The 21,708-nt window shown below is 59.3% G+C and carries 21 protein-coding genes; 10 read left to right on the top strand and 11 right to left on the bottom strand.

What is annotated here, in order from left to right; translation table 11 throughout:
- Window positions 1-41: 41 nt before the first annotated feature.
- On the bottom strand, window positions 42-938 hold the full coding sequence (gene xerD / locus BSF44_RS12780; protein WP_095943814.1) for a site-specific tyrosine recombinase XerD: 897 nt from the start codon (window positions 936-938) through the stop codon (window positions 42-44).
- Between the two features lie 107 nt (window positions 939-1,045).
- On the opposite strand from xerD, the gene BSF44_RS12775 reads away from it, so the two are divergent.
- Entirely contained in the window at window positions 1,046-2,854 is a 1,809-nt protein-coding gene (locus tag BSF44_RS12775; protein ID WP_095943813.1) for a sodium:proton antiporter, read from the top strand.
- 226 nt (window positions 2,855-3,080) lie between these two features.
- Here the strand turns inward: BSF44_RS12775 and rplS are convergent, their stop codons facing one another.
- The 5 genes from rplS to ffh form a co-directional block, all read right to left on the bottom strand.
- Window positions 3,081-3,431 carry a 50S ribosomal protein L19 gene (gene rplS, locus BSF44_RS12770; protein WP_003175895.1) on the bottom strand — a complete coding sequence of 117 codons (351 nt, stop codon included), beginning with the start codon at window positions 3,429-3,431 and terminating at the stop codon, window positions 3,081-3,083.
- A gap of 45 nt (window positions 3,432-3,476) precedes the next feature.
- On the bottom strand, window positions 3,477-4,250 hold the full coding sequence (trmD, locus tag BSF44_RS12765) for a tRNA (guanosine(37)-N1)-methyltransferase TrmD (protein ID WP_172435344.1): 774 nt from the start codon (window positions 4,248-4,250) through the stop codon (window positions 3,477-3,479).
- Window positions 4,232-4,768, bottom strand: a complete 537-nt coding sequence (gene rimM, locus BSF44_RS12760) for a ribosome maturation factor RimM (RefSeq protein WP_008014731.1) — start codon at window positions 4,766-4,768, stop codon at window positions 4,232-4,234. Before rimM ends, trmD begins: the two co-directional genes overlap by 19 nt.
- 5 nt (window positions 4,769-4,773) lie before the next feature.
- Window positions 4,774-5,025 carry a 30S ribosomal protein S16 gene (gene rpsP / locus BSF44_RS12755; protein ID WP_007972721.1) on the bottom strand — a complete coding sequence of 84 codons (252 nt, stop codon included), beginning with the start codon at window positions 5,023-5,025 and terminating at the stop codon, window positions 4,774-4,776.
- A 296-nt stretch (window positions 5,026-5,321) separates the two neighbouring features.
- Entirely contained in the window at window positions 5,322-6,698 is a 1,377-nt protein-coding gene (ffh, locus tag BSF44_RS12750) for a signal recognition particle protein (RefSeq protein ID WP_095943812.1), read from the bottom strand.
- A gap of 210 nt (window positions 6,699-6,908) precedes the next feature.
- Between ffh and BSF44_RS12745 the strand changes: the two genes are divergently transcribed.
- The 5 genes from BSF44_RS12745 (at window position 6,909) to rlmF (ending at window position 14,829) form a co-directional block, all read left to right on the top strand.
- Complete coding sequence (locus BSF44_RS12745) at window positions 6,909-7,721, top strand: inner membrane protein YpjD (RefSeq protein WP_056726163.1); 813 nt, start codon at window positions 6,909-6,911, stop codon at window positions 7,719-7,721.
- A gap of 12 nt (window positions 7,722-7,733) precedes the next feature.
- A complete protein-coding gene (locus BSF44_RS12740; protein WP_095943811.1) occupies window positions 7,734-8,966 on the top strand; it encodes a transporter associated domain-containing protein in 1,233 nt (410 codons plus the stop codon).
- Window positions 8,967-9,228: 262 nt separating this feature from the next.
- Window positions 9,229-10,545: an MFS transporter gene (locus BSF44_RS12735; RefSeq protein ID WP_095943810.1), complete on the top strand. Its 1,317-nt coding sequence runs from the start codon at window positions 9,229-9,231 to the stop codon at window positions 10,543-10,545.
- Window positions 10,546-10,713: 168 nt separating this feature from the next.
- On the top strand, window positions 10,714-13,560 hold the full coding sequence (locus tag BSF44_RS12730) for a valine--tRNA ligase (RefSeq protein ID WP_095943809.1): 2,847 nt from the start codon (window positions 10,714-10,716) through the stop codon (window positions 13,558-13,560).
- Window positions 13,561-13,806: 246 nt separating this feature from the next.
- Entirely contained in the window at window positions 13,807-14,829 is a 1,023-nt protein-coding gene (rlmF, locus tag BSF44_RS12725) for a 23S rRNA (adenine(1618)-N(6))-methyltransferase RlmF (RefSeq protein ID WP_095943808.1), read from the top strand.
- 186 nt (window positions 14,830-15,015) lie between these two features.
- Here the strand turns inward: rlmF and BSF44_RS12720 are convergent, their stop codons facing one another.
- A complete protein-coding gene (locus tag BSF44_RS12720; protein WP_007905514.1) occupies window positions 15,016-15,297 on the bottom strand; it encodes an HU family DNA-binding protein in 282 nt (93 codons plus the stop codon).
- 396 nt (window positions 15,298-15,693) lie between these two features.
- On the opposite strand from BSF44_RS12720, the gene yejK reads away from it, so the two are divergent.
- The gene (gene yejK, locus BSF44_RS12715) at window positions 15,694-16,698 is read left to right on the top strand and encodes a nucleoid-associated protein YejK (RefSeq protein WP_008018580.1); all 1,005 of its coding nucleotides are present in this window, start codon (window positions 15,694-15,696) and stop codon (window positions 16,696-16,698) included.
- On the top strand, window positions 16,698-17,048 hold the full coding sequence (locus BSF44_RS12710) for a glutaredoxin family protein (RefSeq protein WP_095943807.1): 351 nt from the start codon (window positions 16,698-16,700) through the stop codon (window positions 17,046-17,048). The genes yejK and BSF44_RS12710 overlap by 1 nt, the downstream gene beginning before the upstream one ends.
- A 98-nt stretch (window positions 17,049-17,146) precedes the next feature.
- Here BSF44_RS12710 and BSF44_RS12705 read toward each other — a convergent pair whose 3' ends face one another.
- The 4 genes from BSF44_RS12705 to BSF44_RS12690 form a co-directional block, all read right to left on the bottom strand.
- Entirely contained in the window at window positions 17,147-18,082 is a 936-nt protein-coding gene (locus BSF44_RS12705) for a glutathione S-transferase family protein (protein WP_095943806.1), read from the bottom strand.
- Window positions 18,083-18,170: 88 nt separating this feature from the next.
- The gene (locus tag BSF44_RS12700; RefSeq protein ID WP_095943805.1) at window positions 18,171-18,491 is read right to left on the bottom strand and encodes a GIY-YIG nuclease family protein; all 321 of its coding nucleotides are present in this window, start codon (window positions 18,489-18,491) and stop codon (window positions 18,171-18,173) included.
- Between the two features lie 40 nt (window positions 18,492-18,531).
- Window positions 18,532-19,002, bottom strand: a complete 471-nt coding sequence (locus BSF44_RS12695) for a nuclear transport factor 2 family protein (RefSeq protein WP_095943804.1) — start codon at window positions 19,000-19,002, stop codon at window positions 18,532-18,534.
- A gap of 106 nt (window positions 19,003-19,108) precedes the next feature.
- Window positions 19,109-19,735, bottom strand: coding sequence for a response regulator transcription factor (locus tag BSF44_RS12690; RefSeq protein ID WP_095943803.1), 627 nt, complete (start codon window positions 19,733-19,735; stop codon window positions 19,109-19,111).
- A gap of 382 nt (window positions 19,736-20,117) precedes the next feature.
- On the opposite strand from BSF44_RS12690, the gene BSF44_RS12685 reads away from it, so the two are divergent.
- Both BSF44_RS12685 and BSF44_RS12680 read left to right on the top strand, forming a co-directional pair.
- Entirely contained in the window at window positions 20,118-20,744 is a 627-nt protein-coding gene (locus BSF44_RS12685; RefSeq protein WP_095943802.1) for a DUF1120 domain-containing protein, read from the top strand.
- Window positions 20,745-20,900: 156 nt separating this feature from the next.
- Complete coding sequence (locus BSF44_RS12680) at window positions 20,901-21,617, top strand: fimbria/pilus chaperone family protein (RefSeq protein ID WP_095943801.1); 717 nt, start codon at window positions 20,901-20,903, stop codon at window positions 21,615-21,617.
- The last annotated feature ends 91 nt before the right edge of the window (window positions 21,618-21,708 follow it).

Raw genomic sequence — 21,708 nt, 5'->3', positions numbered from 1 at the left:
GCACCTGATGCAAGACATTTGTGGCTCCCACAGGTTCTGCATCAACCTCTGGGATGGTGTTTGGCATGCAGGTCCTGCAACCGTGCCCTGGCAACATGGGTATAGATCTGCGTCGTCGACAAATCGCTGTGCCCCAGCAGCATCTGCACCACCCGCAGGTCTGCGCCGTGGTTGAGCAGGTGCGTGGCGAAGGCGTGGCGCAAGGTGTGGGGCGACAGCGACTTGCCGATCCCGGCCACCTTGGCCTGGTGCTTGATCCGGTGCCAGAAGGTCTGGCGGGTCATCTGCTCGCCACGCTGGCTCGGGAACAACACATCGCTGGGACGCCCGCCAAGCAGTTCGCCGCGGGCATCACGCATGTAGCGCTCGACCCAGACAATCGCCTCCTCGCCCATCGGCACCAGCCGCTCCTTGCTGCCCTTGCCCATCACTCGCAACACGCCTTGACGCAAATTGACTTGTTCCAGGGTGAGGCTGATCAGCTCGGTCACCCGCAAGCCACAGGCGTACAGCACTTCAAGCATGGCCCGGTCGCGCTGGCCAATGGCCTCGCTCAAATCAGGTGCCTTCAGCAAGGCTTCCACATCGGTCTCGGACAAGGACTTTGGTAGCGGCCTGCCGAGTTGCGGCATATCAATCCGTAGCGTTGGATCGACGGCAATCATCTTTTCCCGCAACAGATAGCGATAGAAGCCACGCACACCCGAGAGAAATCGCGCCGTGGAACGAGGCTTGTAGTTTTGCTCCAGGCGCCAGGCCAGGTGGTCGAGTATCAACTCGCGCCCGGCATTGACCAACTCCAGTCCTTTGTCCTGTAGCCAGCCGTTGAACAGCGCCAGGTCACTGCGATAGGCATCGCGGGTGTTATCGGAAAGGCCTTTCTCCAGCCACAGGGCATCGAGGAATTGGTCTATCAGCGGGTGATCGATGGCAGGCATGGGCACTCGAATCACGCAGCCTGGAGGCCGCGCACAAAATTAAAATTGGACATGGAAACGGCCGCTAGTCTTTCATAGGCCGCCAATTCAAGGAACAGGGAGCAGCAATGAGCGAGCAGCAGATTTTATTGGCATTTGGCGGGATAGGCGCGGCGGCGCTGCTTTGCCAATGGCTGGCCTGGCGCTTGAAACTGCCGGCGATTCTTTTTCTGCTGCTGACCGGTATCCTGGCCGGCCCCGTGCTGCACTTGCTCGACCCGCAGGAGATGTTCGGGCCACTGTTGATGCCCCTGGTGTCCCTGGCGGTGGCGCTGATCCTGTTCGAAGGCAGCCTGACACTGCATCTGTCCGAGTGGCGCGAAATCGGCAGCGTCGTCCATCGCCTGGTCACCATTGGCGCCCTCTCTACCTGGGTGGTCATTGCTGTCGCCACTCACTGGCTGCTGGATTTCGACTGGATGCTGGCCATCCTGTTCGGCAGTCTGACCCTGGTGACCGGGCCGACCGTGATCGTACCGATGCTGCGCGTCGTGCGCCCGAAAGCGTCGATTGCCAACATCCTGCGCTGGGAAGGCATTGCCATCGACCCCATCGGGGCCTTGCTGGCGGTGGTCGTCTATAGCTTCATCATCGCCAGCTCCGAAGGTAACGGCCTCAAGGAAAGCCTGCTGACCTTCGGTGGCGTGATCTTGTGCGGCAGCCTGTTCGGTGTTTTTGGTGGCTGGTTGCTCGGCACCCTGATTCGCCGCCAGTGGCTGCCGGAATACCTGCACAACCTGGCAGCGCTCGCGGCAGTACTGGGTATTTTCATTGGCTCCAACGAAGTCACCAACGAATCCGGATTGCTGGCCGTGACCTTGATGGGCATGTGGCTGGCCAACATGAAAGGCGTGGACGTGCGGCACATCCTGCACTTCAAGGAGAACCTCAGCGTGCTGCTGATCTCCGGCCTGTTCATTCTGCTGGCGGCCCGGCTGGACCTGAACGCCATGATCGGCCTCGGGCCTCTGGTGCTGATTTTGCTGCTGGTCATTCAGTTCATCGCCCGCCCTTTGAATGTGCTGCTGAGCACGGCGGGCTCCAGCCTGGGTTGGCGCGAGCGAGCGCTGCTGGCATGGATTGCCCCAAGGGGCATCGTGGCAGCGGCGGTGTCGGCCATCTTCGCCATTCGCCTGCATGAGGCCGGTCATCAGGGAGCGTTGCTGCTGGTGCCGCTCACCTTTGCGGTGATCATCGGCACGGTGGTATTGCAAAGCGCGACGGCACGACCGCTGGCTCGCCTGTTGAAGGTGGCGGAACCGGCACCGAGCGGTTTCCTGATCATCGGCGCCAACGGGCCTGCGCGCACACTGGGCAAGGCACTGCAACAACTGGGCAGCCGGGTGCTGCTGACGGATTCGAGCTGGGAAAACATTAGTGCAGCGCGGATGGAAGGCTTGTCGACCTATTTTGGCAACCCGGCGTCGCAACATGCCGATGCGCACCTGGACCTGGTCGGCCTCGGGCATTTACTGGCGCTGTCACCCTCCGGCGAGATGAACACCCTGGCGCTGATGCGCTTTCGACATGAACTGGGCCATCAGCGCATGTTCGGCCTGGCCAGTGGCCAGGAAAGCCGCCGCACCGACAAGCACCGTACCAGCCTGGAACATCGCGGCAATCAATTGGGCAGCGAAGCGCTGACCTACGCCAAACTCGCCAGCCAGCTGAGCCAGGGCGCCGAACTGTACAGCACAACGTTGACGGATGGTTTCAGCTGGGACGATTACCGCGCGCTGCATGGCGAGCGTGCGACCTTGTTGTTCGTGCGCGACGACAGCGGTTGGGTGCATGTAGTGACGCCAGAAAGCACGATCAAGCCCGCAGCGGGGTGGACGTTGTTGGCGTTGATTCAGCCAGAGACTCAGCAATCCTGAATCGCTGAAAGATCGCAGCCTCCAGGGCCACGCGTATTTGTGGGAGCGAGCCTGCTCGCGAAAAACGTCTGGATAACGCGGCCATCCAGAAAGGACGCGTTATCGTTGACGTCCATCGCGAGCAGGCTCGCTCCTACAGGGTTTCGCGCAGACCCTGGCCATCATCAAATCGCAGGCAACAAAAAAGCAGCCCGCAGGCTGCTTTTTTTTGCATCGGAAGCTGGACTTAAGCCAGTTTTTCCTTGATGCGAGCTGCTTTACCCGACAGGTCACGCAGGTAGTACAGCTTGGCTTTACGTACGTCACCGCGACGCTTGACAGCCATGCTGTCGATTTGCGGGGAGTAGGTCTGGAAAGTACGCTCTACGCCAACACCGTTGGAGATTTTACGAACGGTGAATGCACTGTTTACGCCGCGGTTACGCTTGGCGATAACAACACCTTCGAACGCTTGCAGACGCGAACGGTCGCCTTCCTTCACTTTCACCTGAACGACAATGGTGTCGCCCGGGGCAAAGGTAGGGATCTCTTTGGTCATCTGCTCTGCTTCGAGTGCAAGGATGATTTTGTTAGTCATGCTGTGCTCCTAAGGTAAATCGTCGGATCTACCATCGATACGTTGTTAACTATCGTCCCGCTCGCGGATGTATTCCTCGAGCAGCTTCTTCTCTTCTCCAGAAAGCGAGCGGCTTTCCAGAAGATCGGCGCGTCGTTCAAAGGTCCGACCAAGGGACTGCTGTAAACGCCAACGCCGGATGTGCGCGTGATTGCCACTTAGCAATACGTCGGGAACACGCTGATCCGCATACACCTCCGGTCGGGTGTAGTGCGGGCAATCCAGCAAACCATCCGTAAAGGAATCTTCCTCGGCGGAGTCCGCATGCCCTAAAGCTCCAGGCAGCAGTCGTGTAACCGCATCGATCAGGACCATCGCCGGCAGCTCGCCGCCAGACAGTACATAGTCGCCAATCGACCACTCTTCATCGACATGAGCATCAATAAAACGCTCGTCAATGCCTTCATAGCGGCCGGCAATCAGGATCAATGCATCCAGATTCGCCAACTCGCGTACCGCCGACTGATTCAGTTGACGGCCTTGGGGGGACAGGTAAATTACCTTCGCCGCCTCCCCGGCTGCTGCCTTGGCCTGAACCAGAGCATCTTCCAGGGGCTTGATCTTCATCACCATGCCCGGACCACCGCCAAACGGGCGATCGTCCACAGTGTGATGTCGATCCGTCGTGTAGTCTCGCGGATTCCAACAGGTGAGCTGCAAGAGCCCCTGTTTCACCGCCCGACTGGTGATGCCGTACTCGCTGATGGCGGAGAACATCTCGGGAAACAGACTGATCACTTCTACGCGCAGGTTAGCCACGTTTAGAAATCCGCATCCCATTCCACCTTCATCTCGCCTGCGGCAAGGTCGACAGCCAACACGCATTGCTCCGTATAGGGCAATAGGCGCTCGCGATCATCCAGGCTGCCAGCGCAAGGCTTGACCACCATTACATCATTGGCGCCGGTTTCCAGAAGATGATCGATTTTCCCGAGCAATTGCCCGAGTTGATCAATAACCTTCAGACCTTCCAGCTGGTACCAGTAGTACTCGCCGTCGGTCAATTCAGGGAACAGGTTGCGCGGCACACAGATCTCATAACCAGCCAGAAGACGAGCTTCTTCACGATCATCAAGACCCTTGAGCTTCGCGACCAGGAACTTGTCGTTCCCACGTCCGCTGACCAGCTCGACCTGTTTCACATTGCCTTCGCGCTTGAGCGTCCAGGTTTTGTACTGCAACAGGTTTTCAGTCGGATCAGTAAAGGAATACACCTTCACCTCGCCGCGAACGCCATGAACAGAATAAATTTTGCCAATAACGATCAAATCATCGGCAACAGCTGGCGTCGCGTTCATATTGCTCAGGCCGCAGCCTTGGCAGATTCCTTCAACAACTGAGCAACGCGCTCAGAAGGTTGTGCACCAACGCTCAGCCAGTAGGCTACGCGCTCTTGGTTCACGGACAGACGAACTTCCTGACCACGGGCAACAGGGTTGAAGTAGCCAACCTGTTCCTTGTGCGAACCGTCGCGCGGGTTGCGGCTGTCGGTTACGGTCAAGTGGTAAAACGGGCGCTTTTTGGAGCCGCCAAGGGCAAGACGGATTGTTAGCATGTGAACATCGTTCCTGTAGTCGGTGCTGCAAATCTAAAGGCACAGCGGGCATGGGTGCCCGAAAGGCCGCATATTCTAAGGAATATCCGGACTTTTGCAAATGACTTTTTCCGGCGGTCTATCGGCCGCCATGCAGATTTGCTATAGAGCCGTCGTTGAAAACGGCCGGTCAGCTCCCGCCAAGTGCGGGTTTGCTGTGTATCCCACGTCCGTGTGGGGCAGCGCCGACCTGATGGCCGGCGCGGATTCGTGTGTCCTTTCTCGCCAAAACTGAACAGTATTGGCGTGAAAGGACACTATATTTTGGGCATGCCGCCACCGGGCAACATTCCGCCCATGCCGCGCATCATCTTGGCCATTCCGCCTTTCGCGGAGAATTTCTTCATCATCTTCTGCATCTGCTTGTGCTGCTTGATCAAGCGGCCGATGTCCTGCACCTGGGTGCCGGAACCCATGGCGATCCGGCGCTTGCGCGAACCGCTGATCATCTCAGGGTCGCGGCGCTCGGCCGGGGTCATGGAGTTGATGATGGCTTCCATCTGCTTGAATTGTTTCTCTGCCGCGCCTTGGGCGTTGCCCATCTGCGCCAGATTCACGCCACCCATGTTTGGCAGCTTGTCCATGAGCCCGCCGAGGCCGCCCATGTTCTTCATCTGTTGCAGCTGGTCGCGGAAGTCTTCGAGGTCGAAGCCCTTGCCCTTCTTTAATTTCTTCGCAAGCTTGTCGGCCTTGTCCTTGTCGAGGGTCGCTTCCGCCTGCTCGATCAGGCTGAGCACGTCGCCCATGCCGAGGATGCGCGAGGCGATACGCTCAGGGTGGAACGGATCGAGTGCTTCGCTCTTCTCGCCCATACCGATGAACTTGATCGGCTTGCCGGTGATGGCGCGCACCGAAAGCGCGGCACCGCCACGGGCGTCGCCGTCGACCTTGGTCAGGATCACACCGGTCAGCGGCAATGCATCACCGAAGGCCTTGGCCGTGTTGGCGGCGTCCTGACCGGTCATGGCGTCGACCACGAACAGGGTTTCGACCGGATTGATCGCGGCATGCAGCGCCTTGATCTCGCCCATCATCTCTTCATCGATGTGCAGGCGACCGGCGGTATCGACGATGACCACGTCGATGAATTTGAGTTTCGCTTCCTTGATAGCCGCTTGCGCGATCTCGACCGGCTTCTGGCTCAGGTCGGACGGGAAGAAGGTAACGCCGACTTCACCGGCAAGCATTTCCAACTGTTTGATCGCCGCTGGACGATAAACGTCGGCGGACACGACCATGACCGTCTTCTTCTTGCGCTCTTTAAGGAAGCGCGCAAGCTTGCCGGCGGTGGTGGTTTTACCCGCGCCCTGCAAACCGGCCATCAGGATGACCGCTGGCGGTACGGCGCTCAGGTTCAAATCTTCGTTGGCCGCGCCCATCAGGCTTTCAAGTTCGGCCTGGACGATCTTCACGAAGGCCTGGCCCGGCGTCAGGCTGCGCGACACCTCGGTGCCTACGGCGCGTTCCTTGACCGAATTGACGAAGTCCTTGACCACCGGCAGGGCGACGTCGGCTTCGAGCAACGCCATGCGCACTTCACGCAGGGTGTCTTTGATGTTGTCTTCAGTCAGCTTGGCCTTGCCGGTGACATGGCGCAGCGTCTGCGAGAGACGGTCGGTTAAGTTTTCAAACATTGCGCGATCCTTTCAGGCCCTGTGTAGACCGGGATAATGGCGGCCCGGACCGGACTAAACGTGTGCTCGGCGAGCCTGCGGCGTGGGCAGGTCGCGGATTATAGCGAAGACTGTGGCCGGCGGACACCTCGCTGTCAGGTTGCGCGGTCTTTCGTGCGGTGGGGGTTCTATGCCAAACTCAGCGACTTTCGGGCTTGCCTAACAGGATTTATGCTCCCCTTGTCACCCAGCTTGCTAACTACCCTCGCCGCCGCCTGCTTGTATGCCGCTGCGACCATTTACCAGGGCACTCGCCTGGCGTCCGGCGCCAAGGTCAACAAACGCCTGCTGGTCATGCTCGGCGTGCTCGCCGTATTGGCCCACAGCGTCAGCCTGCTCACCCACCTGCTGACCCCGACCGGCCTGGCCCTGGACTTCTTCAGTGCCGCCAGCCTGATTGCCGTGGCGGTCATCGCACTGACCCTGCTGGCCTGTTCGCGGATTCCCGTAGAGAACCTGCTGGTCCTGCTGCTCCCCCTTGGAGCCCTGACCGTGATGCTGGCGCATTTCGCCCCCGCCGGTACGGTACAGGTCATCGATGAGGAGCCTGGCATCCTCGCCCACATCCTGCTTTCGATCCTGGCCTATGGCATGTTCACCATCGCGGTGTTCCAGTCCTTGCTGCTGCTGATTCAAGACCACCAGCTCAAGCACAAGCACCCCTCCGGGCTGATCAAGAACTTCCCGCCGCTGCAAACCATGGAAAGCCTGCTGTTCGGTTTCCTCTGGGCCGGCTGGACGCTGTTGTCGCTCTCGCTGATTTCCGGCTGGCTGTTCGTCGAAAACCTGTTCGCCCAGCATCTGGTGCACAAAACCCTGCTGGCCTGCCTGGCCTGGATCGTTTTCAGCGTGCTGCTGTGGGGACGCAATCGCCTTGGCTGGCGCGGGCACAAAGCCATTCGCTGGACCCTGGCCGGTTTTTGCCTGTTGATGCTGGCGTATTTCGGCAGCAAGCTGGTTCGTGAATACATCCTGCATATCTGACGGGCGGCATTAATGGACGACTTGCCCATAGGGCCGATGCTCGCGGTACTGACCCTGCTGGTTTTATGGTCGGGGCTGTTTACCGCCATCGAAGCGGCGCACCAGCATTTGCTGGCCCAGCGCACCGCAACGCGTTCCAGCGACAAACCGGTGGCGAAACTCAGCTTTCCCTTGGCCAGCCTGATCTTTTGCAACACCCTGTGCCGTGCGCTGGTGGTGGTCATCAGTACCTTGCTGGCCATTTTCACCTGGGCCGAGAACGGCCCGTGGGTCGCCTGCCTCGGAGCGGGCGCCATGTTGCTGGTGTTTTCCGACTACTTGCCACGTGCCCTCGCCACTCGCTATCCGGATGCGATCCTGGCCCAGGGCAACAACCTGCTGCGGCTACCGCTGAAAATCATCTATCCCGCGGCATGGCTGCTCAATAGCATCAGCCAGTTGCTGACACGGCCATTCGCCCGCAAGGCCAAAGTGGTGCAACAGAGTGAGGACGAAGCGCTGACGGAGCGGCATGCGCCCTCTGAAACCGCAAGCCGCCCTCACCCGCTGCCAGGCATCCACGCGCTGGACAACATCACCGTCAATGACATCCTGGTACCGCGCAGCGACGTGGACGGCATCAATCTCGATGACTCCATCGAAGAAATCATCGAACAATTGCGCCACAACAGGCGCACGCGTCTGCCGGTGTTCCACAGTGATATCAACCAGGTCGAAGCCGTCCTCAACACCCGACACATCCTTCACCTGCTGCCCGATGCGAGCCTGACCCGGGAAGCGTTGCTGGCGGCCAGCCACGAGCCGTACTTCGTGCCGGAAAGCACCCCGTTGCAGCTGCAACTGCTCAATTTCCACAAGCAGCAGCGGCGCCTGGGCATGGTAGTCGACGAATACGGCGAAGTGCTGGGCATCGTCACCCTGGAAGACATTCTCGAAGAAATCGTCGGCGAGTTCGAAAGCCAGCAGAGCCTGGACAATCCGCACATTCATCCGCAAGCCGACGGGCGCCTGGTGATCGACGGTGCCGCGTCCATTCGCGAGCTGAACAAGAGCCTCGGCTGGCACCTGCCCAGCGATGGCCCGAAAACCCTGAACGGCCTGGTCACCGAGGCGCTGGAAACCATTCCCGAAAGCGCGGTGTGCCTGAAGATCGGCCGGTATCGCCTGGAAATTCTCGAGACCGAGGACAACCGTGTCACGCGGGTGCTGATCTGGCAGACCAGCTCGATGCCTGTGGTTATCTAACTATCGGGCAAATCTTTTGTGGCCACTCAAGCCACTTGTTCGATCGTTAGCCACCTTTCTATAATCGTAGCGCTTACCCAAGCCTCGCCGGCCCCCGTGCTTACCCCGCACTTCGCAGCTTCCGGCCCGTCCACCCGCAAAGTCCGCTACAAACCGACGACTGTTCCTACCTTGAACAGCGACCGTGCCTCCACCCACATCCCTGGGTTCTCGACCATAATAATTCGCTCCACTGGAGCACATGACAGTCAGGGATAACCGCATGACGACCAGCACGACCTACAGCGACTCCACACCTGCGCAACCGACGAACTCCGCCACCCGCGTGGCCACCGCAAGCTTCATCGGCACCGCCATCGAGTTCTACGACTTCTACGTCTACGCCACCGCCGCCGCGCTGGTGATCGGTCCGGTGTTCTTTCCGCAGACATCCGGCACCGCCCAGATGCTTTCTGCGTTTCTCACGTTCGGCATCGCCTTCCTTGCGCGCCCCCTGGGTTCGGCCCTTTTCGGTCACTTCGGCGACCGTATCGGCCGCAAGTCGACCCTGGTCGCCTCGCTGCTGCTGATGGGCGTCTGTACCACGCTGATCGGCGTGCTGCCGGGATACGACAGCATTGGCGCCTGGGCACCGATCCTGCTTTGCGTCCTGCGCTTCGGCCAGGGCCTTGGATTGGGCGGTGAATGGGGTGGCGCGGCATTGCTGGCCACGGAGAACGCGCCCAAAGGCAAGCGTGCGTGGTTCGGCATGTTCCCGCAGCTGGGTCCATCCATCGGTTTTCTGGCGGCCAATGGCCTGTTCCTGACTTTGGCCGTGGCACTGGACGACGAACAGTTCCGCTCATGGGGCTGGCGTATTCCGTTCCTGCTCAGCGCCGCACTGGTGATGGTCGGCCTGTACGTTCGCCTCAAGCTGCATGAGACCCCGGTATTCGCCAACGCCATGGCGCGCCAGGAACGCGTGAAGATCCCGCTGTTCGAGCTGTTCGGCCAATACTGGTTGCCCGTCTTGCTGGGCGCCGGCGCGATGGTCGTGTGCTACGCGCTGTTTTACATCTCCACGGTATTTTCCCTGAGTTACGGCGTGGCAACGCTCGGCTACAGCCGCGAAACCTTCCTCGGCCTGCTGTGCTTCGCGGTGCTGTTCATGGCTGCCGCCACCCCGCTGTCGGCCTGGGCCAGCGACCGTTACGGGCGCAAACCGGTGCTGATCATCGGCGGTGTGCTGGCGATCCTGTCCGGTTTCCTCATGGAGCCACTGCTGACCCAAGGTTCGACCTGGGGTGTGGCGCTGTTCCTGTGCATCGAACTGTTTCTGATGGGCGTGACGTTTGCGCCGATGGGTGCGCTGTTGCCGGAGCTGTTCCCCACCCACGTGCGCTACACCGGCGCCTCGGCGGCCTACAACCTGGGCGGTATCGTCGGTGCTTCGGCGGCACCGTTCTTCGCGCAGAAGCTGGTTGCGATGGGGGGTTTGAGTTATGTCGGCGGGTACGTGTCCGGGGCAGCGGTGTTGAGTTTGATTGCCGTGCTGTGCCTGAAAGAAACTCGACATAACGATTTGAATCGCGTCGCCTGACAGATTGCTATCGCGAGCAGGCTCGCTCCCACAGGGAGATGTATCCCTGTGGGTCGATTTGTCACAACTTTTCCCCCACCCATTGTCACCTCGCTCTACGCGCATCGGCTCATCCCCGCTATACTTCCCGGCTTTTCCTGAATAAATGCCAATAGGGTCCCGCCGCGCATGGATAAGACCTACCAGCCGCACGCCATTGAAACTTCCTGGTACAACACCTGGGAGTCAGAGAATTACTTCGCCCCGCAAGGCGCGGGCGAGTCCTACACCATCATGATCCCGCCGCCGAACGTCACCGGCAGCCTGCACATGGGTCACGGCTTCAATAACGCGATCATGGACGCCCTGATCCGTTTCCGCCGCATGCAGGGTCGCAACACCCTGTGGCAGCCGGGTACCGACCACGCCGGTATCGCCACGCAGATGCTGGTAGAGCGTCAGCTCGAAGCCAAGGGCCAGAGCCGCCATGACCTGGGCCGCGAGAAATTCCTCGAGAAAGTCTGGGAATGGAAAGATGAGTCCGGTGGCAACATCAGCCGCCAGATCCGTCGCCTCGGTTCGTCCGTAGATTGGAGCCGCGAGCGTTTCACCATGGACGACGGCCTCTCGGAAGCCGTTAAAGAAGCTTTCGTACGCCTGCACGAAGACGGCCTGATCTACCGTGGCAAGCGCCTGGTCAACTGGGACACCAAGCTGCACACGGCGATTTCCGACCTCGAAGTGGAGAACCACGACGAGAAAGGTTTCCTGTGGAACCTGAAATACCCGCTGGCCGACGGCGCCAAGACTGCTGAAGGCAACGATTTCCTGATCGTCGCGACCACTCGCCCGGAAACCATGCTCGGCGACTCCGCCGTGGCCGTTAACCCGAACGATGAACGCTACAAAGCCCTGATCGGCCAATTTGTCGAGCTGCCACTGGTTGGCCGCCGCATCCCGATCATCGCCGACGATTACTGCGACCCCGAATTCGGCACCGGCTGCGTGAAAATCACCCCGGCCCACGACTTCAACGACTATGAAGTCGGCAAGCGTCACAACCTGCCGCTGCTGAACATCTTTGACAAGAACGCAGCAGTCCTGCCGGCTTGCCAGGTGTTCAACCTCGACGGCACGCTGAACGAAAGCATCGACGGCAAGATCCCGGCCGAATACGCCGGTCTCGACCGCTTCGAAGCGCGCAAGCAGATCGTGGCCGCGTTCGACGCTATCGGCCTGCTGGTCAGCGTTGACGATCACGCCCTGAAAGTACCGAAAGGCGACCGCTCCGGCACTGTCATCGAGCCTTGGCTGACCGACCAGTGGTACGTGTCCACCAAACCTTTGGCCGAGCCTGCGATCGCCGCCGTTGAAGACGGTCGTATCCAGTTCGTGCCGAAACAGTACGAAAACATGTACTTCTCGTGGATGCGCGACATCCAGGACTGGTGCATCAGCCGTCAGTTGTGGTGGGGCCACCGGATTCCGGCCTGGTACGACGAATCGGGCAAGGTCTATGTCGGTCGCGACGAGGCCGAAGTGCGCGCCAAGCACAACCTCGGCCCGGACGTTGCGCTGCAACAGGACAACGACGTTCTCGACACCTGGTTCAGCTCGGGCCTGTGGACGTTCTCCACTCTCGGCTGGCCGGAAAAAACCGAGTTCCTGAAGAAATTCCACTCCACCGACGTCCTGGTGACCGGCTTCGACATCATTTTCTTCTGGGTTGCCCGGATGATCATGCTCACCATGCATTTGGTGAAAAACGAAGACGGCACGCCGCAGGTTCCGTTCAAGACCGTGTATGTGCACGGCCTGGTGCGTGACGGCCAGGGCCAGAAGATGTCCAAGTCCAAGGGCAACGTCCTGGACCCGCTGGACATCATCGACGGCATCGAACTCGAAGCCCTGGTGCAGAAACGCACCTCCGGCATGATGCAGCCGAAACTGGCGAAGAAGATCGAAAAGCAGACCCGCGACGAGTTCGCCGAAGGCATCGCCAGCTACGGCACCGACGCCCTGCGCTTCACCTTCTGCTCGCTGGCGTCCACCGGCCGCGACATCAAGTTCGACATGGGTCGCGTCGAAGGCTATCGCAACTTCTGCAACAAAATCTGGAACGCGGCGCGCTACGTGCTGGACAAGGGCGAAGACTGCGGCCAGAACGGCGAAGCCTACGAGTTGTCGCTGGCTGACCGCTGGATCATCTCGCAGCTGCAACGCACTGAAGCCGAAGTGACCCGCCAACTCGATCAGTTCCGTTTCGACCTGGCCGCACAGGCCTTGTACGAGTTCATCTGGAACCAGTATTGCGACTGGTACCTGGAACTGTCCAAGCCTGTGCTGTGGGACGAAAACGCACCGGTCGAACGCCAGCGCGGCACCCGTCGCACCCTGGTGCGCGTACTGGAAGTCGCCCTGCGCCTGGCGCACCCGTTCATGCCGTTCATCACCGAAGAAATCTGGCAGCGCATCGCGCCGCTGGCCGGCATCGATGGCAAGACGATCATGCTGCAACCCTGGCCAGTGGCCAACGAAACGCGCATCGATCAGGCGGCCGAAGATGACATCGAATGGCTCAAGGGCCTGATGCTCGGCACTCGCAACATCCGTGGCGAAATGAACATCGGCCCGGGCAAACCCCTGCCGCTGTTCCTGAAGAACGTCAGCGCCGAGGATCAGCGTCGCCTGACCGAGAACGAAGCCCTGCTGAAGAAGCTGGCGCGCCTCGAATCGATCACCGTACTGGCTGCCGGCGAAGAAGCACCGCTGTCCGCCACCGCGCTGGTCGGGGAGATGGAAGTGCTGGTGCCAATGGCCGGCCTGATCGACAAAGGTGCGGAACTGGCGCGTCTGGACAAGGAAATCCAGCGTCTGCAAGGTGAAGTGCAACGAGTCGGCGGCAAGCTGTCCAACGCCGGTTTCGTTGACAAGGCCCCAGCCGAAGTCATCGAGAAAGAACGCGCCAAACTGGCCGAGGCCGAACAGGCCCTGGGCAAGCTGGCCGAGCAGCATGCGCGGATTGCCAGCCTGTAACGGCAGATCGCGATGAAAGAGGGAGGCCAACAATGGTCTCCCTTTTTTATGCCTTTCACTTTCCTGCATCCAATGCAGATCCCCTGTGGGAGCGAGCCTGCTCGCGATGGCGGTGTATCAATCACCGATGATGGCGACTGACCCACCGCATTCGCGAGCAGGCTCGCCCCCACATTTGATCGGTGTTGCCCCACAGATGTGGGACAATGCCCGCCACTTTCAGCCATACCCGAATCGACCACCGCCATGACCGCCCCCCGCTCCCCCAAGCCTGCGCGCAAAAAGCCAGCCCCGAAGACTCCGGCCACGGCCGTCGCCCCGAAGGAAAAGGCCAGCCTGCACCCGCGCAATCGCCATCAGGGTCGCTACGACTTTCCGACGCTGATCAAAAGCGCCCCGGAACTGAAGACGTTCGTGATCATCAATCCGTACGGCAAGGAAAGCATCGACTTCGCCAGCCCGGAAGCCGTGCGGGTGTTCAATCGGGCGCTGCTCAAGTCATTCTATGGCATCGCTCACTGGGACATTCCGGCCGACTACCTGTGCCCACCGGTGCCAGGCCGTGCCGATTACGTGCACTTCCTCGCCGATCTGCTGGCCAGCAGCAATGACGGTGTGATTCCCCGTGGCGCCTGCGTGAAGGTGCTGGACATCGGAATGGGCGCCAACTGCGTGTATCCGCTGATCGGTTACAGCGACTATCGCTGGCAGTTCCTCGGTTCCGATATCGATGCGACCGCCATCGCCGCGGCGAAGGCCATCATTCAGTCCAATGGCCTGAACAAAGCGATCCAGGTACGCCAGCAGAGCAACCCCAAGCAGATCCTCACAGGCTTGCTGGAGAGCACTGAGCGCTTTGACCTGACCATGTGCAACCCGCCATTCCACGCCTCGCTGGACGAGGCTACGCGGGGTAGTACGCGCAAATGGCGCGCCTTGGGCAAAGCCGATCCGAAACGCAAGCTGCCGGTGTTGAACTTTGGCGGGCAAGCGGCGGAATTGTGGTGTGAGGGCGGGGAGGTGCGTTTCGTCACGCAACTGATCAGCGAGAGCGCGCACGTGGCACAACAGGTGCTGTGGTTCAGTACGCTGGTGTCGAAGGCGTCGAACCTGCCAGCGATCCAGACGGCCTTGAGCAAGGCTGGCGCACTGGACATTCAGGTGGTGGAAATGGGCCAGGGCCAAAAGCAGAGCCGCTTCGTCGCCTGGACCTTCCAGACCAAAGCGCAGCAACAGGCCTGGCGTGAGCGTTGGGCGCTCAAAAACTGAGTTAAATCAATTGTGGGAGCGAGCCTGCTCGCGAAAGCGCTGTGTCAGTCGAATTCGATGATACTGACACACCGTATTCGCGAGCAGGCTCGCTCCCACAATGGTTGCAGGTTGTTTACGATAAATCGCAGACACAAAAAAACCGTGCCCGGATCGCTCCGGTGCACGGTTTTTTCTTAACAAGTCTTACTTGTTAACAGCGTCGGTCAGGCCTTTGGCCACAACCAGCTTGATCACTTTCTTGGCAGCGATTTCGATGGCAGCGCCAGTCGAAGGGTTACGGCCAGTACGGGCAGGACGCTCAGTCACTTTCAGTTTGCCGATACCTGGCAGAGTGATTTCGCCGCCGTTTTCCAGCTGATCGGCAACGATTTGGCCCAGTTGGTCCAGAGCGTTACGCGCGGTGGTTTTCGGCGCGTCGATAGCTTCAGCGATGTCGGCGATCAGTTGGTCTTTAGTAAGAGCCATTTAGTGTTCCTTCCCTATCAAATTCATATGGATTGCAGAGTGCAATGTCAGCCATCGAGCCCGATCTTCTGGATCTGGCACCCTCGGCCAAATAACCTCGGGATCGGGGTTATAGATACCGAAATCAGGGTTTGGTTCGACCTGACAAATGCTGACTGCACGCTTAACGCAGTGACTTCGCGCAAGACCGGGCAAAGCTAGCACACAGACGTGGAAATATCCGCCTCTAGCTACCCATTTGGTCAGCTTTATTGCGCTAAAACAGGAAAAAAACGCATAAGCGCCGTCGGTCGCCCGTCAATTGCCCTTCGCACCGCGCCAAAACCAGTGGTTGCGGTACACTGGGCGCTTTTTCGGGGGAGCACGCCCTCCTCTCTTCATTCAGCCGAGAAGCCCATGCCGATCCGTCATTGCATCGTCCACCTGATCGACAAAAAACCCGACGGCACACCCGCAGTTCTCCACGCCCGTGACTCTGAACTGGCGGAGTCCGCGGCCATCGAGAACATGCTCGCCGACCTCAACGAAAGCTATAACGCCAAACAGGGTAAAGCCTGGGGCCTGTTCCATCCGGAATCCGGCGCGTTTCCGTTCAGCGGCTGGCTGAAGGAGTACCTCGAGGGCGGCCAGGATTTCACTGCATTCAGCCGTGTGGCGGTCGAGCATCTGCAAAAGCTGATGGAAGAATCGAACCTGTCGGTCGGCGGCCATGTGCTGTTCGCGCACTATCAACAAGGCATGACCGACTATTTGGCCATCGCCCTGCTGCACCACAGCGAAGGCGTGGCCGTGACCGACGAACTGGACGTAACCCCGTCCCGCCACCTCGACCTTGGTCAGTTGCACCTGGCCGCGCGGATCAACGTTTCCGAGTGGCAGAACAACAAACAATCCAAGCAATACATTTCGTTCATCAAAGGCAAGAACGGCAAAAAGGTTTCGGAGTATTTCCGCGACTTCATTGGTTGCCAGGAAGGCGTCGACGGTCCGGGTGAAACCCGCACGTTGCTCAAGGCCTTCAGTGATTTCGTTGAAAGCGAAGATCTGCCGGAAGACGACGCCCGCGAGAAGACCAAGACCCTGGTGGATTACGCCAGCAGCCAGGCCAAACTCGGTGAGCCAATGGGCCTGGAAGAGTTGTCGGGGCTGATCGACGAAGAGCGCCCGAAGGCCTTCTACGATCACATCCGCAACAAGGATTACGGCCTCTCGCCGGAAATCCCGGCCGATAAACGCACCCTGAACCAGTTCCGCCGATTCACTGGCCGCGCCGAAGGCCTGTCGATCAGTTTCGAAGCCCACTTGCTGGGCTCGAAGATCGAGTACGACGAAGAAGCCGGCACGTTGATCATAAAGGGCCTGCCCACTTCGCTCACCGATCAGCTGAAGCGTCGCAACTGATGCTCGGCGGCGTACTGAAGAAATTCCTGCTGATCCTGCTGGTGGTCGTGGCCTATCAGAACTGGGGCAAGATCGAGCGGGTGTTCAACCCATCGCAAGTGCTGCCGGAGCAGACCCAGGCCAAGGCCAACGTCGTGCTCTACGCCACCGAGTGGTGTGGTTACTGCAAGCTGACCCGGCGCTTCCTCGATCAGAAAGGCATTCCATACAAGGAGTTCGATATCGAGAAGGATGCCGTCGCGCGCGGGGACTATCAGGCGCTGGGCGGTGGCGGCATTCCGATCATCGATGTGAACGGGACGCTGATTCGCGGGTATGACCCGGATGCGATTCTGGCGGCGTTGAAGTAACTCTGTAGGAGCGAGCTCGCGATGAGGCCAACACAGCCAACAATTTTGTTGAATGTCAGTCCGCCATCGCGAGCAAGCTCGCTCCCACAAGGTTTTTGTCAGCTGGCTTCGATCCGGAAACCAAACCGCGGGAAGTGCACATGCACCACCCCGCCACGCTCGTCCTCTCGCCGTACAATCAGCTCCTCGCGGCCGGCAAACAGCAACTCCCCCGCCACCGGATCCACGCCGTAGTCCGTGGCGGCGATCACTACCTGCTGCCCCGCCTTGAATCCATTGGGATCGACAAACTGCTCATCCGGCAAGGCCGCTGGCGTGGACGTACGCGCCACTGCCAGAGCCTCCTCGGAACTCATCTCGCTGGATGCACCATGACCGAAGCCCAATACCCGCGCATGCCATGCATTGACTGCCGGATAAGCTTCGACCAGCGGAGCCGTCACCGGCGTGGCCTTGAGGAACCAGAGGCAATGAGCCAGGGCGAAGTCGGCAATCGACGGCTCACCGAACAGGAAATCCCCCTCTTCGCGCTGCAGTTGCAACTCCAGGCGCGACATGATCGTTGGCCACTGATGCTTCGCCTGTTCGGTAGACAATTTTGTCGCGCTACCACCACTGAACAAACCGGCGCGGTCGGCCAGAAACGCCTTGATCGCTTCCGGCGACAAATTGCCAAAGCGCACCGCGATCGACTCCGGCTGGAACACCAGGCTCACCGCATGCTGGAACACCACCGAATCAGCCCAGGCGGCAAACGATGCGGTGATCATTTCCTGACCTTCCGGGAAGAACGCCGGCAAGGCTTTCTCCTGCTCCAGTCGCCGGGCAATCAATGCCGTGTCGCAATAGATATCGGCACCGACCTGCAACACCGGTGTCTTGCGGTAGCCACCGGTCAACGCCGTGAGATCCGGTTTGGGCATTACTGGCGAAATCTTCACCGAACGCCAGGACAAACCCTTGAAACCCAGCAGCAGGCGGGCCTTCTCGGCAAAAGGGGACGTCGGGTAATGATGCAGAATCAACTCGGACATGCTCGGCTCCGCCGCAAGGATCAGGAGCCAGCAGCTTAGCGCGCAATCACCTGGCAGCCTACAGATCTGCCTGATGGGAACTGATCAGTCAGAGTGATAGGCCAGGGGCTGCGCTCGCTGCGCTCGCCACCAGGCATTCCTTGGCGCTCTTCTTGAGTTTTTTGATCAGCCGCTCCTGACGCAACGCATCGCTTTTGTCGCGACAGCGCTCGGTGTAGACCAGGGCCATGGCAGGACTGGAAAGAAAGAATCGCGCGCCCTTGCCGCTTTGATGCTTGGCGAAGCGACGCACGGGATCATCGCTGATCCCACAATAGAGCGAACCGTTGGCCGCGCGAACGAGGTAGACGAACCAGGTTTTGCTCGTGGGGGTGTCGGCGTCGACAGGGCTTTCGCTTAGGGTGGTCACGTAACGATCAGGGCTTGAAGGGAAACAAGCCGCGATCTTATCAGCGACTGGCCTGGAATGCCTTCAGCCCCTTCAAGGCCTGTGAGCGAACAGCGTTGCGAACAAGTGGCGTCCAGCCCAGCAGCAGGCCTTTGAAACCCAGGGCCTGGCGCGACCATGCCCACAGGTCGAAACTGTCGTGATGCTCGCAGATCTTGCCATCGCGAAAGACAAAGCGTGCCTGGATGTCATTGACCACGGTATTGCCGGTCTGACTGAACAGATAGGTCGCGACCCAATGGGCGCTACCGGTACGATCATCGGCGCGGACGTTGTCGAATGTCAGGGAGAAATCCTTGGCACGGGTGGCGAGCATCCGCCACATGTCGCCGGCATCCCGGCCACGCAGTTCACCGAACGCCGGATCACTGAATACCACGTCATCGGTATAACAGGCGTTCATGGCCTCGGCATCCAGCCGCTGAAACGCTTGATAGAACCGGGTAATCAATGCGCTGTTGGCGTCACTCATGCACAAGCTCCGTAAAATCGAGAATGCCTGCACGATAATCCGTAAATGCGCTGAACACTATTGGCATTCGCCACGCAAATATCGGGACTGCCTATCTACCACAGGCCTAGAGCGACATTCCGTTGTCACGGGCATAGGAGAAAAGATCGACATCCGTAGAGAGGCCCAGCCTGAGCATGGCCATGTTTTTTTGCTTGCTGATCGTTGAGACGCTACGTTTGAAGTGGCTGGCGATTTCGCTGACGGTCATGCCGCTGGCCAGCATCCGGACCACTTCATGCTCTTTGGCCGACAACCGCGACTCGCGCAACGGGTTGCTCGTATTTGCCAACATCGTGCGCAAGCGCTCACTGAGGTAGCGTCGTCCGTTACTCACAGCGCTGATTGCCAGGAGCAGTTCGTTTGCCGAGTCGTCTTTGGTGACGATTCCGGACACCCTTTGAGCCAATGCCGCCCTCGCCGTCGTCGCACTGCTGAACATCGTCACCAAAATGATCGGCAGTTTCGGGTAGCGTCGTTGAATCGTACTCAGCATTTTCAGACCATCGGCATGCTGCCCGCCTGGCATGGCAAAATCGGTAATCAGCAAATCACAGGGCGTTTCTGCGAGCAGGTTCATCAGGCTGTCCGTACCATCAGCCTCTCCCACAATTTCACATTGCCGGCTGGCACTGATGAGCATCCGCAGACCGATGCGAACGACGCAATGGTCATCAGCAATTACGACTCGCACTGTGGGAAACCTCCTATTTGTGGCTGGAAGAGTCGGAAAATAGCGTTGTTCTCCACCCTCCACAACACCCTGAAAAACCCTCGTTTTTACTCTCCTCAATGTATTCAAGGGCCAGGGCTTTTTACCTGTCAAACAACAGAAATAACCTACATCGTTTCGCGCGAAAGGCTACAGAGCTGGACTAACTCCTGAGCGTCTTCCGAAAGAATACTTTTTTCTCGCAACACTCTTTCATACAGACAATTGCCCCTTTTCGTATTTGTTGCATTCCTCCCAAACACCCTTCTCGCTAAGTTGTGCCTATCGAGCAGCCTGTCTGCACCGGCGTTGTGCCGGACCCACCGCCACCTCATACAACCTTTATTCAAGAACGAGTGAATACATGAACAAGACACTGACGACCCTAGGCACTGCATTACTCTTTAGCGTGACTTCGTTCGCTTACGGCAGCTCCAGCACCGACTTGACTGTCACGGGCGTGATTACACCGGCTGCCTGTACACCGAGCCTGTCCGGTGGTGGTGTTGTGGATTATGGAAAAATCTCTTCAAAGGACCTGAATCCGGACACCCACACCCAGTTTCAAGACAGAACCGTCCAACTGACCGTGAGCTGCGACGCACCTGTGAAGTTTGCAATTGTTCCCGTCGACAACAGAGCCGGCACCTCGTCTACTGCCGGTGCCTTCGGGTTAGGCCTGATCAACGGCAACGAAAAGCTCGGACGTTATTTTTTGCACTACGTGAATCCGGTCGCAAATGTTCCTTCGTTGGCGATTCAGTCTCAGGACAACGGCCAAACCTGGTTTGAACCTGATGACTCCGCACTGAAACCTGACAACCTGCTTTCATTCGGCAGCAGTAACGCGGGCGTCACGGCGCCCCACGATGTTCAGGATGTCATTGTGGACATTTTGCTCTTGACCGCCATAGCTCCAACCAGCGGCCTTACGCTGACCGACGAACAGAAAATCGACGGTTCGGCAACCCTGCAAATCACCTACCTGTAATTCGATAGCGTCTTCGGGCAACGGCTGACTCCAGCCGTTGCCCGTGCTCTGAAGGGCTCCCGCCAAAGTCCTCGCTTCTGCCTTTCGCGCTATCGGTGATTCCCGAGTACGGCCCATGTCAGCGATCTTTTTTCGTGACCATCAATAAGGCACGTCATGACGATGTTTTTAAAATTCGCACGCCATTTGATCCCCCTCGGTGTCGGTGCACTTGCATGGTTCCCGCCCCAGCTGGCTCAAGCCGACGGCATGGTTCCCGACACCTCCGTGGTGATCGTCAACGAGGCCAACGGTGAGGCATCCGTATCCGTGACCAATACCGATGACAGCCTGGCGTTGCTGCACGTCACCCTTGAAAACATTCCAGAAGACACCGAGCCCCTGGTGTTCGTGACGCCACCGCTGGCACGGGTTGAACCGTCCAGGACCCAGTTGATCCGCTTCATCCTGCAATCGGAAAAGCCCCTGCTCACTCAGCGGTTGAAACGCGTGATCTTTGAAGGCATCCCCCAAGGCAAGCCCGTTGCCGAGGCCGGGCATGCCCGAGTGGGTGTAACGGTGCGCCAGAACCTGCCCGTCATCCTTCACCCGGCCGGCCTGGCGCCTAACCGCACACCGTGGACCGACCTGCGATGGTCACTGCAAGATGGCCAACTGACCGTGAGCAACCAGACACCTTACGTCGTACGCCTGGCTCAGGAACTACAGATGCTGCCTTCCGGGGACCGCGCAATGCTACCGCGAACCTACCTGTTGCCCGGTGACCGGATCAGCGTGTCCGTGCCAGCAAGAACCGCCACCCAGGTACGCTTTCAACCGGCGACCGTCTACGGCTTTGCAGTGCCGCCCTACGACGCCCCGATCCCCCCTTAGAACCGGAACACCGATAGCCCCAACCGGGAAAAGCGGGCGCTGATGTTCCAACGCGAACCTGATGCCGTAGTGGTTCAGGCCAGCGCACAGG

The sequence above is a fragment of the Pseudomonas sp. ACN8 genome (assembly GCF_002303925.1).
Taxonomy (GTDB): Bacteria; Pseudomonadota; Gammaproteobacteria; order Pseudomonadales; family Pseudomonadaceae; genus Aquipseudomonas.
Note: the sequence above shows the minus strand (reverse complement) of the source record. Positions and strands in the feature narration are given on the sequence as shown.

What these genes read in the sequence shown, in the direction of transcription:
- xerD (WP_095943814.1), bottom strand. Translation starts at nt 938, where the DNA reads ATGCCTGCCATCGATCACCCGCTGATAGACCAATTCCTCGATGCCCTG.
- BSF44_RS12775 (WP_095943813.1), top strand. Translation starts at nt 1,046, where the DNA reads ATGAGCGAGCAGCAGATTTTATTGGCATTTGGCGGGATAGGCGCGGCG.
- rplS (WP_003175895.1), bottom strand. Translation starts at nt 3,431, where the DNA reads ATGACTAACAAAATCATCCTTGCACTCGAAGCAGAGCAGATGACCAAA.
- trmD (WP_172435344.1), bottom strand. Translation starts at nt 4,250, where the DNA reads ATGGGATGCGGATTTCTAAACGTGGCTAACCTGCGCGTAGAAGTGATC.
- rimM (WP_008014731.1), bottom strand. Translation starts at nt 4,768, where the DNA reads ATGAACGCGACGCCAGCTGTTGCCGATGATTTGATCGTTATTGGCAAA.
- rpsP (WP_007972721.1), bottom strand. Translation starts at nt 5,025, where the DNA reads ATGCTAACAATCCGTCTTGCCCTTGGCGGCTCCAAAAAGCGCCCGTTT.
- ffh (WP_095943812.1), bottom strand. Translation starts at nt 6,698, where the DNA reads ATGTTTGAAAACTTAACCGACCGTCTCTCGCAGACGCTGCGCCATGTC.
- BSF44_RS12745 (WP_056726163.1), top strand. Translation starts at nt 6,909, where the DNA reads ATGCTCCCCTTGTCACCCAGCTTGCTAACTACCCTCGCCGCCGCCTGC.
- BSF44_RS12740 (WP_095943811.1), top strand. Translation starts at nt 7,734, where the DNA reads ATGGACGACTTGCCCATAGGGCCGATGCTCGCGGTACTGACCCTGCTG.
- BSF44_RS12735 (WP_095943810.1), top strand. Translation starts at nt 9,229, where the DNA reads ATGACGACCAGCACGACCTACAGCGACTCCACACCTGCGCAACCGACG.
- BSF44_RS12730 (WP_095943809.1), top strand. Translation starts at nt 10,714, where the DNA reads ATGGATAAGACCTACCAGCCGCACGCCATTGAAACTTCCTGGTACAAC.
- rlmF (WP_095943808.1), top strand. Translation starts at nt 13,807, where the DNA reads ATGACCGCCCCCCGCTCCCCCAAGCCTGCGCGCAAAAAGCCAGCCCCG.
- BSF44_RS12720 (WP_007905514.1), bottom strand. Translation starts at nt 15,297, where the DNA reads ATGGCTCTTACTAAAGACCAACTGATCGCCGACATCGCTGAAGCTATC.
- yejK (WP_008018580.1), top strand. Translation starts at nt 15,694, where the DNA reads ATGCCGATCCGTCATTGCATCGTCCACCTGATCGACAAAAAACCCGAC.
- BSF44_RS12710 (WP_095943807.1), top strand. Translation starts at nt 16,698, where the DNA reads ATGCTCGGCGGCGTACTGAAGAAATTCCTGCTGATCCTGCTGGTGGTC.
- BSF44_RS12705 (WP_095943806.1), bottom strand. Translation starts at nt 18,082, where the DNA reads ATGTCCGAGTTGATTCTGCATCATTACCCGACGTCCCCTTTTGCCGAG.
- BSF44_RS12695 (WP_095943804.1), bottom strand. Translation starts at nt 19,002, where the DNA reads ATGAGTGACGCCAACAGCGCATTGATTACCCGGTTCTATCAAGCGTTT.
- BSF44_RS12685 (WP_095943802.1), top strand. Translation starts at nt 20,118, where the DNA reads ATGAACAAGACACTGACGACCCTAGGCACTGCATTACTCTTTAGCGTG.
- BSF44_RS12680 (WP_095943801.1), top strand. Translation starts at nt 20,901, where the DNA reads ATGACGATGTTTTTAAAATTCGCACGCCATTTGATCCCCCTCGGTGTC.